Consider the following 14968-nt stretch of genomic DNA (forward strand, 5'->3'; position numbering starts at 1 on the left):
CATTTGAAAAAATAGTTCAAGATAAAAGCGATACAATATTAGTGAAAATTAATTATTGGTAACATAAGTATAATCTGTTTTCCAACAAAATTAACCCATTCGTTCCTTGCGCTTCCTTTCTCGATAACTCGATCTTGAAATCATAAAAACACCAGCAAAAATCATCAACATATATAGGGTCTTTTCAACGCTTATTGCACCTATAAAGCTCTCTGTCCAACCGATATATGCAAATAAAAATGTAAAAATCATTACCAAAACAGGTTGCGTATAAATGTAACTTCCACTGACGCTCGGTGTGACTTGTTTTAATGCGAAAGTGTTTAATAGATAGGTGAAAAATGTTGCTCCAACTACAATGAAGGTGATTTTAGACCAAATTTCAGGCGGGAATATATGAAAGTTTGCTTCGAAAACATCCGTCCAAACAGGTGGATACATCATAATAAAAATCAATCCGAAAATAAAATTGTAAGTAATGACCGTTAGCGGGTTGTATTTATTCATTAATGGTTTTACAACGACCAAATACACACCAAAGGACAGTGCATTGATGAAGATATAGAGATCTCCTATTGACGAATCAAATTCTGGTTGTTGTCCAATAGTTGTTAAGGCAATAGCTCCGACAGCTCCAACTAAAACTCCTATAGCTTTGAGTTTAGTAATTCTTTCTTTTAGCAAAAAGTAAGACAAAATAACCACCAAAATAGGGGTGGAAGTCATAATAATACCTACATTCATTGGAGAAGTTAATGCCAACCCATTGAAGAAAAATAATTGATTGAGACAAACTCCAAAAAGTCCTGTAATAGCCAGTCTTGGTAAATCTTTTTTATCTACTTTCTCCCGAATAAAAAGTAAAAAAAGCAGAACAAAAAGTATAGTGGTTATGGCACCACGTACTAAAATTAAGCCACTTGGACCGAGATAATCAGGAGTTACGCCTTTAGCCAATAAATGGTTTGCACCGTAAATTGCATTGAGCGCAAACAATGCAAAATGAGCTAGGATTACTTTATTCATCTAAGATTAATTCCCGTGATAAGCTTTTCTTGCCGCTTCAACAGTTTTCTTGGAATTCCCAATAAAAACCTCATCATCGAATATAATAAAAGGCCGTTTTAGAAATGTATACTCTTCCAACATATACTTCTTGTAATCTTCTTCAGAAAGATTAATTTCATTGAGTCCCATAGAGCGATATTTCATAGCTCTTTTTGAAAACATAGCCTCATAAGAACCTACTTTTTCCTTGATGAAATCTAATGTTTTCTCGTCGATGTTCTCTTTTTTGATGTCTTGTAGTTCCACATCATCACCCAATTCTAATTCTTTTAGAATGCGTTGATTGGTATTACATGATGAAAGATGATATATTTTTTTCATGATTATTTACTTTATGTAAGTTGCAAAGGTAGGGAAATGATGGAATGAAAGCAATTGTAAAATTATTTTGTATTAATTGCTTGCAATCGGATACAAAACGAGTAATTCTCGTAATTACAAGTGGTTTTATACCCATTAAATTAAATGTCTATCGGATACTTTACTAGTAAATATATCTAAGTCGTCGATCATGTTAATATACGGTTAACCCACAAGATCCTTCGCAAATTCCACTTTCCAACCAGTTGAAAAGAGAAATTTACTTCTTTCCTCTCGATTGCTTTTCCAACACCCAAAACTGTCATCCTTCCATATTGAAAACTAAGATTTTCAAATATGGAAGGATCTTGTCAAGTTGAAAAGAGACTCCTCGTCATTTCACTCCGATAGTTGATAAAATATTAGATTTTAACAACTGAGGAGTTCTCAAGCCTTCGACTGAATCCCTTCTTCCTTTTTTTGATAGAAGAAATAATTACAGAAACGATTCAATAAACATTCGGAACTACGCTAAAGCCATAAATTAAAATGTTCAGTATCGCTGCAAATGCATTTAAACTCTAGATGTTTCACACCACTTCCAAAATCTGACTCTAATCAAAAGCTTTGTTTTTCAAAAGTTAACAACACATTACACGTCGTTAAATATGAATAAGGGCCTCCGAGTGTTTCAACGAACTCATTGCCTTTTTCACCATATCTTTTGAACCTACATAATACCCACATCTTTGGTGTAGTTCCTGTGGGTCAATCTCCATGATTCTTTGATGCCCATCTGTAGCTAAACCTCCAGCTTGTTCAGCTATAAAGGCTAAAGGATTACATTCATATAATAACCTTAATCGACCTTCTGGCCAATTATTAGTGGTTGGGTATACATAAACACCACCTTTGAGTAAGTTTCGATGAAAATCTGCAACGAGAGATCCGATATATCGACCGGAATACGGACGACCAGTTGATGGATCTTCTGCTCGGCAATATTGAACATAATCTTTTAGGCCTGGATCACATCGGTCTAGATTTCCTTCATTTATTGAGTAAATACGTCCTGTTTCTGGAGATTGAATGTTGGGATGTGACAAGCAAAACTCACCTATTGATGGGTCAAGCGTAAATCCATTTACACCGTTTCCAGTAGTGTAAACCAACATAGTTGAAGAGCCAAATAAAACATAGCCAGCAGCAACTTGTTCTGTTCCCTTTTGTAAGAAATCTTCTTTTGTGGCCATTGTTCCAGGCTCCGAAACTCTTCTATAAATAGAGAAAATAGTTCCTATAGAAACATTCACATCGATATTTGAAGAACCATCTAGAGGATCGAAAAGAACAACATACCTTCCTTGCTTTGATATTTCATCATCGAAAACAACAAAGTCGTCATTTTCTTCAGAGGCAATTCCACAAACTTCTTCACCTGTCTTAAAAGCTCGAATGAAAGCGTCATCGGCAATTACATCTAGTTTTTGTTGTTCCTCACCTTGTACATTTGTTTCCCCTTTGGCACCTAATATATCTACCAATCCAGCACGGTTTACGTCTCTATTTACAATCTTTGAAGCGACTGAAATATCCGTTAATAGACTAGAAAGCTCTCCGGTGGCGTAAGCAAAATCTTTTTGACGATCTAAAATAAAATCGTGTAAAGTGATGATTTTCGACATAATGTTTTCTTTATTTTGCAAATATCGTTAATTGAATTGACTTCTCCACGATGAATTTAAAAAACCCTAATCAATTAATGATTGAAATGTATAATTTTCGATTATTTTTGGAATATGGAAATTCTTGATAAATTTAAATATACTTTTGAGGCACCACTTTTGGAAGAGTTTAAAAATGTTGCCAAAGAAGTTTCAGTAAAAGCAGGTGACGTTATCCTTGATTATGGTCAGATTGTTAGAAGCATGCCTATCATAGCGTCTGGTACAGTGAAAGTTTCGCGTATGGATGATGAAGGAAGAGAAATATTGCTGTATTATGTAAATTCACAAGAAAGTTGTGCAATGACTTTTACTTGTTGCATGGAACAATTTCCGAGTGAAATAAAAGCAGTAGCAGAAGATGATGTCGAAATGCTTAGTGTTCCCATTACTGTTATGGATGAATGGTTGGTGAAGTATTCAACTTGGAAGAGCTTTGTGATGGGAACAATACGTGACAGATTTAACGAAATGCTGAATACGATAGATCAAATTGCTTTTCAAAAACTAGATGAACGTTTAAGGTATTATCTAGAGCAAAAAGCCAAACACACTGGGTCTAAATTATTGAATTTATCTCACGAAGAAATAGCTAGAGATTTAGCTACTTCTAGGGTGGTTATTTCACGTCTTCTTAAAAAACTTGAAAATGATGATTTGCTGTTGCTATACAGAAATCAAATTAAATTGCTGAATGCATTTGAGTTAAAATAAATAACCTGTTAAACGAGCAGAAATTGTAATTGACAATTCGTTATTAAATATGATTACAGTAGAAAATATTTCGAAGTATTATCAAAGACAAACTATTTTACATGACGTGTCTTTCTCCTTAAATGAAGGAGAGATTTTAGGTTTGCTTGGCCCTAATGGTGCAGGAAAAACCACTTTAATGCGAATCATTAATCAAATTGTCGTTGCTGATAAAGGTCATATTACTTTTGAGGGAAATCTGATGCAGGAAAAGCATTTGCTAGAAATTGGGTATTTACCTGAAGAACGCGGACTGTATCAGTCTATGTCTGTTGAACATCAAATTTCTTATATTGGTCGATTACGCGGCATGAGTAAAACGGATACAAAATCTCAGCTCAATTATTGGTTAGAAAAATTTGGAATTCAAGCGTGGAGAAAACTCCGAATAGAAGAACTTTCCAAAGGTATGGCTCAGAAAGTTCAATTTATTTGTGCAGTACTGCATGAACCTAAGGTTTTGATTCTTGATGAACCTTTTAGTGGTTTTGATCCAATTAATATTGAGTTGATTCGGCAAGAATTACTTGAATTCAAGAAAAAAGGTCATGCAATTATAATTTCTACGCACAACATGAATAGCGTAGAAGAAATCTGTGACCGAGCAATTTTAATTAATGAAGGACATAAATTACTTGAAGGTAATGTTCATGAAATTCGTGAAAATCATAAAGAAGGCATTTATAAAATTTCATTTACCGGAAATATGATTGCTTTTGCGAATGCCTTGTGGGCAGGTTATGAAATTATAGATAAAGAAATTCATGGTGATGATGATTTTAGTGTTTATTTAAAAATGCGACAAGGAAACGAAATTAATGACTTGTTGAATGCTGTAATTAATGAAGTTAAAATAACCGGAGTAGAAACTGTTATGCCTAGCATGGAGAAAGTATTTGTTAAAACAATTAACGCAGAAAAAGAAATCCCTCATGAATAAAATAATCCTGATAGCGAGAAGAGAGGTTCTAGAACGTTTTAGTACACGTTCTTTTAAATGGCTGATGATAATTGGGCCTTTATTGATTTTAGGATTGGTTTATTTGTTTTTGTCCACAACTACCTCGAGTAAGAAGAACTGGAAGGTTTTGATTATGGATAAAAAAGAAATTTTTGACGGTAAATTGACACCAAGTAAACCCAAAAACTTAACGTTTGACTTTATTAATGCATTCGTTGAATATGATGATTTTGCACAAAATGAAAAATATAAAGATTATGATTTGGCTGTTCAAATCAATGAGAAAATATTAAGTAATAAACATGTCATTGTTTCCTATAAAGAACGTCCGCCAGAAAATATACAACGACACTTAATTTATTTTGTTGAAAGACGACTTGAAGAGATTTTGGTAGATCAATTCACTGACTTATCAGTAGACAGATTTCGTGATATTAAGCAATCTTTAAAGTTTAATTTAAAAGATGCTAATGACCCAAGAGATGAAAAGTCAACTACTGCGAGTTGGGTTGGATTCGGTTTTGGTTTACTCATTATTCTTTTCGTTTTTATGTTTGGTATGACTGTGCTCAGGAGTATGGCCAGAGAAAAATCGAATCGTATTGTAGAGGTGCTCTTGTCAAGTGTTAAAGCGCGACAATTACTAACAGGGAAAATGTTAGGAATTGGGTTTTCTGCCTTGATTCAATTTGCGGTTTGGACAGCTATCATTGGTTTTGGATTGTATGTTTTTAGATTAACATTGTTCCCCGATATGTTTAGTGCCGGTTTTGTTGCAGACGCAGTAGAGCAAGAAAGTTTGATTAGTGAGCTTTCAAATCAGAGTCCGTTCGTAGAACTCATTTACAGCCAAATACATTATACAAACATGTTAATTTTCTTCACTTTGTTTTTTATAGGTGCATATTTGTTTTATGGTTCTTTCTTTTCAATGATTGGCGCATCCATGGGGTCAGAATCTGATGGTCAACAATTTGTAATACCCATCACTATGCTGTTATTTATGGCAGTATTGTCTGGATATTACCATGTTTATTATCCAGGTACAGTTTTGAGTGACTGGCTTAGCTTTATCCCGTTTACTTCACCGATGGTTATGATGATTGAACTTTCAAATGGATTTGAAGATGGTAGCGCATGGCAATTATTCTTAGCCTTGTTGATTCTTTTTGTCTCGGCGATTGGAATGATGGGATTGGCTGGACGTATTTATAAAAATGGGATTCTCAGGTTCAACCATCGACTCAAATTGAAAATGCTAATCAAATGGACTAAAAAATAGCAGATGCGTGGAGCTGTAATTGATTTGGGCACAAATACCTTTGGATTAATTGTATTCGAGATACACGGTTCAGGTTTTAAAGTGTTGTTAACAGATAAATCTTTTGTAGATCTTGGTAAAGGTGGAATAAATTCCAATTACATCGCAGATGAGGCCATGGAACGTGCGATTTTTGCATTAGACCACTTTATCGATAGTTGCCGCGCATACGAAGTGTATCCTAATATGATTCGTGCTTTTGGAACTTCAGCATTGCGAGATGCTAAAAATGGACAGGTTTTATTAAAACACATGAAAACTTACCATCAATTAGATATTCAACTTATCAATGGAGTACAAGAAGCAAATTTAGTTTATGAAGGTGTAAGAGCTATTCATGATTTTTCTGAAGATTCTTCCTGTATAATGGATATTGGAGGTGGAAGTACGGAATTTACCGTTACCAAATGTCATAAAATTGTAGATCAGAAAAGCTTTAACATTGGAATTTCTCGAATTATTCAGCTTTTCGAATTGTCTGATCCTTTATGTTCTAATGATATTAAAAGAATAAAGTTGTTTTTAGAAGTTCAAACCAAGGATTATTTTAAAACACTTAAAGTTGATGAGCTTATCGGTGCGGCTGGTAGTTTTGAAACCTATTTTTTGCTGTTGAACAAGACTTCTGCCTATGACAATTATAAAACACATCTACTTCCCCTTGATGAACTCAATAAAATGCTCGATTACTTAATCTTTTCAACACGTGAAGAACGAAATAATGATTATTGGATTGCGGATTACCGGAAAGACATGATTAATGTTGCCGCTTACAAAACCAAATGGATACTCGATCAAATTGGGGCAAGTGCATGTTGTTTCTCTCCTGCTGGAATTAAGGAAGGAGTCATTGCTACGGCTTTTAAGAGATAAATAATCGGCCTTTTAACTTCATAAGTTAATCTATAGTTTTTATTGTCCTCCCTCTGAATCTACCTCCATAATGGATAGCTGCTCCGATTCACCATTTTTAATGAAAAAAATCCACTTTGCTTTACACATGAGCTTTCAACATCAATTAGATTTTCTATTTACTGAAATTGTCTTCGACTGGCTAAGTCAACGAAGAGAGGACCCGGTGGCTGAGTCAGTCGAAGGCACGGTTTAAAATCACCTTACCTCAGCGCCTATTTCCATATCCTTACCTGGAGCAATAAAGTTTAAGTTTCCTTTGGCATCTTCAGCCATTAGAATCATTCCATTAGATGTTACTCCGCGTAGTTTTCGTGGAGGTAAATTCATCAAAACCGAAACTTTTTTCCCAATAAGCTCATCAATTTCAAATTGCTTTGCAATTCCAGAAACGATTGTTCTTTGATCAAGACCAGTATCTACTAACAATTCTAATAGCTTATCTGCTTTTTTTATCTTTTTAGCCGAAAGAATTTTCCCAACGCGGATGTCCATTTTCAGAAAGTCTTCGAAAACAACATTTTCTTTTTGTGGAGCAATTACCGCTTCTATATCTTCTTCAGTTGCAACATCATTTTCAGCTTTTGAAGCCATTAAGATTTCTTTTTCTTTGTCCACAAACGCATCATCTATTTTTTGAAATAGAATAGAGGGTTTATTTGTTTGTGTTCCTGTTGGAAGTAACGTTATTGATCCAGCTTGAGACCAATCAAACTCATTCATATTTAGGAAGTTTCTTAACTTGGTGGCGGTTGCAGGAATGAAAGGATCGAAGAGAATAGCTAGGTTCGCTGTAATCTGCAAGGCAACGTGTAAAATCGTTTCTACACGCTTTGGATCCGTTTTAACAACCTTCCAAGGTTCTGTTTCAGCTAAGTAACGGTTACCTATTCGGGCTAATCCCATCACCTCGCTTTGCGCTTCTCTAATTTTATAATTGTAAAGTAGTTCTTCAACTTTAGATGGAATTTCTTTTATTGCATCAATGACCTTTTGATCCTCAGCTTTTAATTCCCCTAATGCAGGAACTGCTCCATTGTAATATTTATTATTCAATACTAAAGCACGATTCACAAAATTCCCCAATACGTCTGCCAACTCATTATTCACACGAGATTGAAAATCCACCCAGGTAAATTCACTGTCTCTACCTTCTGGTGAAATAGATGTCAATGTATATTTTAATTCATCCACTTTTTCAGGATGTCTTTCAAGGTACTCATGTAACCAAACCGCCCAGTTTCTAGATGTAGAAAATTTACTTCCCTCTAAATTTAAAAATTCTGAAGCGGGAACGTTATCAGGTAAGATAAACTCACCGTGTTCTTTCAATAAAATTGGGAAAATAATGGCATGGAAAACAATGTTGTCCTTTCCTATAAAATGAACTAATTTCCGATCTCCTGTCCAGTAGTCTTTCCAATTTTTATTTACCGATTTAGCCCAATCTTTTGTCGCCGAAATATATCCAATTGGAGCATCTAACCAAACATAAAGTACCTTCCCGTCAGCTCCTTCAACAGGGACAGGAATTCCCCAATCTAAATCTCTTGTCATTGCGCGTGGTTGTAGTCCACCATCAATCCAAGAAAGGCATTGTCCAATCACCTGATTTCTCCATTTTTTAGGATCGTGTTGTTTTACACCGTTTAGTTCTCCGTTTTTAATCCACTCCCTCAGCCAATCCTCATGACGCTCCATCGGCAAAAACCAATGAGAAGTTTCTCTCAATACGGGTGTTTTACCACTTAAAGTTGAAACAGGATTAATTAAATCTGTTGGACTCAATGCGCTTCCGCATTTTTCGCACTGATCTCCATACGCTTCTGCATGTCCGCATTTTGGACATTCTCCACTGATGTATCGGTCTGCTAAAAACTGTTCATTGTCTTCGTCGTAATATTGTTGGGTTGTTTTTTGCGTGAAAGCTCCATTTTTTTCAAGTTGTTTAAAAAAGTCTTGAGCTGTCTCTTTATGTGTTTGTGTTGTAGTTCGATCAAAAATATCAAATTGAATATCGAAATTTTTAAAAGCATTGGATAGTATTCCATGATATTTATCTACAATTTTTTGTGGTGACACCCCTTCTTTTTTAGCACGTAAAGTAATTGCAGCACCATGTTCGTCACTTCCGCAAATAAAGGCTACATCGTGCTTTTTATGCTTTAAGAAACGTACGAATATATCCGCAGGTAAATAAACGCCTGCTACGTGTCCAAGGTGTAACGGTCCATTTGCATAAGGAAGTGCCGCGGTAACTGTATATTTCTTATTCTCCATTGAGTTCTTTGTTTCTATTTGCAAAGATAAAAAATCAATTATGAATTATGAATGTTTAATTATGAATTGAAAAAAAGTGTACTACCCTAAATAGGGTTGACCGTTTTGGTTAATATTCATCATTCATCATTCATAATTCATCATTCATAATTACCCAACCCATAGTTTTTTCCTTTTTCGATTGCAGGAACTCCTTTGATTAACCACTCTGGAGCAGGTTTTCCTTGTAAAAAATGATCAAAGAATTGTCTCATACGAATACTTAAATCCATGCGGTTTGCATTTTGCATTAAATTATGTTTATCTCCGTTGTAATTAAGCATCCATACGGGTTTATTTAGTCTTTTCATAGCGGTGAACATCTCAATACCTTGATACCATGGTACCGCACCATCATTGTCATTATGCATTATTAACAGAGGTGTTTCTATATGAGGCACTCCAAACAATGGTGAGTTTTTTACGTAAAGTTCAGGAGCTTCCCAAATAGTTTTGCCAATTCTGCTTTGTGTTCGTTCGTATTGAAAAGCTCTATTGAGACCACTTCCCCAGCGAATACCACCGTAAGCTGAAAACATATTGCTCACAGGTGCACCAGCCATTGCTGCCGCATATCGATCGGTCATGGTTATTAATTGAGCGGTTTGATATCCACCCCATGATTGACCTTGCAGCCCCATTCGTGTGCTGTCAATGTTAGGATATAGTTCCAAGACTTTATCTGTTCCACTCATTATGCTATTATATGCACTTTGTGCTGGTTCTCCTGGAGTGTATCGGATATCTGGAATAAAAACAACATAACCCGCCGAAGTGTACTCTGTTGCGTAAATAATTGAAGCAGTCGGCTTCGGTATATAGTGATAGTGTTTTTTATCACTATACAATTCATAAAAATATACCATCAATGGATATGATTTCGTTGTGTCAAAATTCTCAGGCTTGTATAGTAACCCTTTTAATTTTGTACTATCATAAGCAGTCCACGTTACTTGTTCCACTGTAGGCCAAATATAATTCTCCTGTTGTGGATTAGCGTTAGATATTTTTTTAGGTTGCTCAAAAGAAGTGTTTGTGAGATAAACATCAGGATAATCTTTAACATTCATTTGTCGGAAAATTAGATGTGCATCGTTTTTAGCCTTTTGAATTCCTAATATTTTATGGTTACTTGAATAAACTGCTCGTAAAGTAGGTTGCTCCTTTTTATTTATAAATTTGAATATACTTTCATCCATTGTTTCTTGATTAACTCCGGTCACCAATGAATTATTCAAATCTATATATGTACTGTCCTTTTCCAGGCGTTTGATGCGAAAAACAAATTCTTGTTGATTGATCTCATTTGTTGAATTACTCAATAAGGAAAGCTTTTTATTTATTAGATCGTATTGATAAATGTGATGTTCTGCATATAAAACGATTGTTGAAGGGGTAATATATCCAGGTGAACCGAAGGAATGTGCCTTAAAAGGCATTCCGTTGATATCTTGCTTCCAGTTTATACTTTCTTCGGCATCGCAAGTTATACAAAATGTATTTTGATTTTCAATATCCACAGCGTAATAAGCGTTTTCATCACTGAGGAAATAAATAAAATAAGCCCCATCAGGAGAAAGTCCTTCACTATAATTAACTTTTGACTTGATCAGTTGCTTGTTTCCTGAACTTATATCAACACGGTAATAATCACTGGGCCAAGGATAAGTCCAATTATACCTATGAGCATAACTTTCATTTGAAGAGGCAAGGGCAAAGTCTGCATTTCCTTGGTCAATTAATCTTACCTTAAGCGTGTCATTTTCTAATTGGGTTAGTTTATTTTCCGCTAAGTGGAAAACACTCAAAAAAGAGGCGTTTTGGTCTTTTTTGAGTTCTTTTAATTGTTGCGGTTGAAGGCGTTTGTTTTGATAATGCCAAATATCTAGTTTTGCTTTTTCACTTTTCAAAAGCGTATCCTCTTCTTCTTCAACGGGCATTTCACGCAATCCAAAGAATAGTTTTGTTTCATCTAAAGAAAATTCCAATTTTGCTTTAGGTGAAAGTGTTAATTTTTGCTCTTGCGATTCAATTTTTTCAGAAACTAATTCCTGTGGTGTGGCTTTGTTTATGCTCCACAGGTATAGCTTGAACTTTCTTGTCTCTTTTATAGTGTCTGTAGAAGAAATAAAAGCCAATTGCTTTCCTTTTTTACTGAATTTTACATTTTCTATGGCTGTAAATGAGGTCTCAAATTGAAAATTAATGTCTTTTGTAAGATTAAACATGTTCATTTTATAGGTATCCGCATCGTTAATTTTTTGATGCGTTACATAATATAGGTGTGTTCCCAATTGGTTAATGCCGTATTTAGTGACATTTTTTAATTCAATTGTGTCACCTGAAATGAAATTTTGTACCACCAAGGTGTTTCCTTTGCTTTCAATCTTGTCTTTTTTCTTTTTTTTCTTGAAAAGTCTCCATTTTTTTGAGTAGGTTTTTCATCAGGTCGATCAACCAAATATAAAAGATGGTTTCCATTCTTTGCAATTTTGAAATTGAGTAGATGAGGTTCTTTTATCAAGCTATCTTTTGCTGTCCAAAATATACCTAAAGTGTCTTTCACCCATTTTTTCTTTTCAACTTTATTGAGTTCTAAACTTCTCAAAGTATCAAATCCTGGGGTGATGGTAAATACAAAAACGTCTTCCTTTTGACTAAAATATGCATCTTTACCCCTTTCAAAAAGATGTTTTTTGTGCGACTCATTGTTAAATAACATTAAAACTCCGTCTCCTCGATGTGGTTGTGTAAGGTAGGTTGTGAAGTTTCCTTGTGGAGATATTTTGACGTTCTTTAGAGATTTCCAATCATTGTAAACGGTGTGGTTAATAATTTCTTTTTGCGCAAACAGCTGGCTTTTAAAGGTTAGTATTAGGCTTGATAAAATTAATATTAAAATTTTTAGCATGTTAATCTGATTTTTTTAAAAGCTGAAAGATAATTATTTTCCAACCAAATATCATTTTCTTACGTTTTATAATTAGAAACAGAACATTGGAAAATTGACATTTTATTTTTACATTTGTTCGCAAACAAAAAAATATATTATGAAAAAGATTTACGTTATGGCGGCTTTTCTTGGAGCAGGTTTATTTGCTTCAGGACAAATTGCTGAGACTGGAGTTGCGAAACTCAATACACAGCCGTTGAAGGCATCAAATTCAAATCAAGGTTATGAAAAAGCATTGGGAGCAACGCTTTACCATGAAAACTTTGATTCTATTATGACAGTAAATACAACAGTTAATCCAGCTGATACAAACTATACTCAATCAAATGGGCAATGGACAATTGATAATGATGGAGAAACAGCTGATGAATTTGGTTGGACAATTGGAACAACAGACAATGGTTGGTTTGGAGTAGGTGATGCATTTACATCTAGTTCAGGAAATAATTATGCCCAGTTGAATAATGGTGATGCAAGCGCAACCCCTGGTACTCAAAAGCTAGATAAAGTTTATACAATGACGAGTGGTCCTATTGACATAGCATCATTAACAACTTCAAGAGATTTAATTTTAACTTTTGAGCAGTTTGGAGCTTTATTCAATGACAAGCAATACCTGGAAGTTAGTACAGATGGTACCACTTGGACAGAGGTATACAATAATAGTGACAAAGAGGCATTAACAGCTACAGGAGGATCTGCATATCCTAATCCAGAAATTGTAGAAGTAGATATCTCATCAGAGATTGCAGGTCAAGATGATTTATATTTACGTTTTGGATGGACAACAGACCTTCCTACTCAAGCAACTAATGCAAATGTGTGGGTTACATACGGTTGGGTTATAGATGATATTAAAATAGCTGAGAAATCTGATTTTGATTTACGTTATGTTTCATCAGATCACGAGTTTACTGGGTATCAATATTCACAAGTTCCAGATGACCAAGTTTCTGTTTTAACAGTTAAATCATTATTTGAAAATAGAGGTAAACAAGATTTAACAAATGTTGAGCTTTATTTAATTGAAGGAACTGATACTATTGCAACGTCAGCAAACCTTGCTTCATTGCCAGCTGGTCAACTAGATTCATTAGAGATTACTTATACTCCAGATAACACAATGGGTGTAAATACTTATACCTTAGGTTTGGGTATGACAGAAACTGATGATAATCCTGGGAATAACTCAATTCCTTATGAAATTAAGTTTGATGTAAATGATTTCACGTATGCTGCCGATCAATTAAACTTTGGTGAAACAGCAAGTGACTATTCTCTTGAAATCGAATTAACTACAGGGTCCGTAATTTATAATTCTGTGGGTATTGGATATGACATGTTCGGAGACAAACAGCTTACAGGTATTGACGTAAGAATTGCTGCCGGTGAAGGAGAAGAAATCAGTGTAGGTGTAGAACTTAATGATGGCCAAGGGGGGTATAGTTATGTTGCTGCTTCTGATTTGTATACAATTCAAAGTTCTGATATTGGACAAGTTATAACTATTCCATTGGAAAGTCCTGTAACTTTAAACTCAGGTAATACTTATAGAGCTTATGTTGATGCGTTTGGAAACAATTTAATTGAATTAGCTGCTGCTGGTACAACCACTAGACCAGCTCAAATTACGTTTTTTGATGGAGCAGATTACTCTTATATTGGTAATTTATATAGAGTTCCAGTTATTCGCTTAAACTTTGATCCTACAGTTGGAATTGAAAGCAATGAAATGTCTAACATTAACATTGCACAGAGTTACCCTAACCCATTTGCTAATGAAACAAAAGTTGCATTTAACTTGAAAGAAGCTGCTGAAGTTTCTTATACAGTTGTTGATGTTGCTGGTAACGTTGTAGCGAATGTTAATGAAGGTAACGTTATGGCTGGAGAGCATGAATTAACAATTGACGGTTCTACTTTCGCTAACGGTGTTTATTACTTAAATATCGTTGCTGGTGACAGTCGTGTTACTCAAAAATTGGTTGTGAATAAATAATCAATACACTATATATTAAAGAAGGGGGAGTCGAAAGATTCCCCTTTTTTATTTAATGTTATTTTCTACTTGACGACTTTTCGTTTTTAAATTGAATGGAAAAAGTTGTAACGGATCAGTATTACAAGTAGGTAGGAATCAATAATGCATTCTAACGATATTAATTAATAAGCTGTGCATTCACTATTTATCTATGCACTGAAATATTTGCTAGTATTAGTAGAAAAGTTTTACAAACCTAGCCTAGTCATTCCAATGCTTCGCATATTAAAACTTTATGGATGTACTCCATTTCATAAATTCAAAAATCAGTATTAATCAAAACCACTGTTGATCTAGTTGGTTAAGAAGTAGAAGGGCCTGCTGTAGTATTCTCTTTCAAGAACATTGTCAACAGATTACTTATTAAACTAACCTTTCACGATATAAACAAATTGACTAATATTTAAACTCATTCCATAGAATTACTAAAGGCCCGATATGATTCTTTCTTTTTTTAACCTATTTTATGATTTAAAAAGAAACAAATTAAGAATTGCTGCGTTTGTATGTTGTTAGGTTTCATAAGTAGTAGTGTTAAAACAAGAGAGGAGGCGCCCGCTTTCTCTCTTGTTTGTTTTGTGTGCCGTGCATGGTAATTAACTAGGTGGTGAAAGTC

General features: G+C 34.6%; 11 protein-coding genes. 5 read left to right on the forward strand and 6 right to left on the reverse strand.

The genetic code is table 11. From position 1 onward, the window contains the following. Positions 1-90 precede the first annotated feature (90 nt). From CW751_RS02980 to fbp, 3 genes are all read right to left on the reverse strand, one after another. Positions 91-1026: a DMT family transporter gene (locus tag CW751_RS02980; RefSeq protein ID WP_101333497.1), complete on the reverse strand. Its 936-nt coding sequence runs from the start codon at positions 1024-1026 to the stop codon at positions 91-93. A gap of 6 nt (positions 1027-1032) precedes the next feature. Beyond that, positions 1033-1389, reverse strand: coding sequence for an arsenate reductase family protein (locus CW751_RS02985; protein WP_101333498.1), 357 nt, complete (start codon positions 1387-1389; stop codon positions 1033-1035). A 641-nt stretch (positions 1390-2030) separates the two neighbouring features. Continuing rightward, on the reverse strand, positions 2031-3053 hold the full coding sequence (fbp, locus tag CW751_RS02990) for a class 1 fructose-bisphosphatase (protein WP_101333499.1): 1023 nt from the start codon (positions 3051-3053) through the stop codon (positions 2031-2033). Between the two features lie 114 nt (positions 3054-3167). Here fbp and CW751_RS02995 point away from each other — a divergent pair, with 114 nt between their 5' ends. Genes CW751_RS02995 through CW751_RS03010 form a run of 4 tightly spaced genes read left to right on the forward strand, consistent with a single transcriptional unit; the run spans position 3168 to position 7000 of the window. Then, a complete protein-coding gene (locus CW751_RS02995) occupies positions 3168-3806 on the forward strand; it encodes a Crp/Fnr family transcriptional regulator (RefSeq protein WP_101333500.1) in 639 nt (212 codons plus the stop codon). Positions 3807-3855: 49 nt separating this feature from the next. Beyond that, positions 3856-4785, forward strand: coding sequence for an ABC transporter ATP-binding protein (locus CW751_RS03000; protein WP_101333501.1), 930 nt, complete (start codon positions 3856-3858; stop codon positions 4783-4785). Next, the gene (locus CW751_RS03005; RefSeq protein ID WP_101333502.1) at positions 4778-6088 is read left to right on the forward strand and encodes an ABC transporter permease; all 1311 of its coding nucleotides are present in this window, start codon (positions 4778-4780) and stop codon (positions 6086-6088) included. Before CW751_RS03000 ends, CW751_RS03005 begins: the two co-directional genes overlap by 8 nt. A gap of 3 nt (positions 6089-6091) precedes the next feature. Further along, positions 6092-7000 (forward strand): Ppx/GppA phosphatase family protein, encoded by a 909-nt coding sequence (locus CW751_RS03010; protein WP_101333503.1) that lies wholly within the window; start codon positions 6092-6094, stop codon positions 6998-7000. A gap of 237 nt (positions 7001-7237) precedes the next feature. On the opposite strand, the gene metG is transcribed toward CW751_RS03010, so the two are convergent. From metG to CW751_RS03025, 3 genes are all read right to left on the reverse strand, one after another. Further along, positions 7238-9343, reverse strand: coding sequence for a methionine--tRNA ligase (metG, locus tag CW751_RS03015; RefSeq protein WP_262484516.1), 2106 nt, complete (start codon positions 9341-9343; stop codon positions 7238-7240). Positions 9344-9459: 116 nt separating this feature from the next. Continuing rightward, the gene (locus tag CW751_RS03020; RefSeq protein WP_101333505.1) at positions 9460-11721 is read right to left on the reverse strand and encodes an alpha/beta hydrolase family protein; all 2262 of its coding nucleotides are present in this window, start codon (positions 11719-11721) and stop codon (positions 9460-9462) included. Beyond that, entirely contained in the window at positions 11682-12269 is a 588-nt protein-coding gene (locus tag CW751_RS03025) for a hypothetical protein (RefSeq protein WP_101333506.1), read from the reverse strand. Before CW751_RS03025 ends, CW751_RS03020 begins: the two co-directional genes overlap by 40 nt. A 139-nt stretch (positions 12270-12408) precedes the next feature. Here CW751_RS03025 and CW751_RS03030 point away from each other — a divergent pair, with 139 nt between their 5' ends. Then, complete coding sequence (locus CW751_RS03030) at positions 12409-14310, forward strand: T9SS type A sorting domain-containing protein (protein WP_101333507.1); 1902 nt, start codon at positions 12409-12411, stop codon at positions 14308-14310. Positions 14311-14968: the final 658 nt, after the last annotated feature.

Origin of the sequence: Brumimicrobium salinarum (genome assembly GCF_002844555.1) — a bacterium.
Taxonomy (GTDB): domain Bacteria; phylum Bacteroidota; class Bacteroidia; order Flavobacteriales_D; family Crocinitomicaceae; genus Brumimicrobium; species Brumimicrobium salinarum.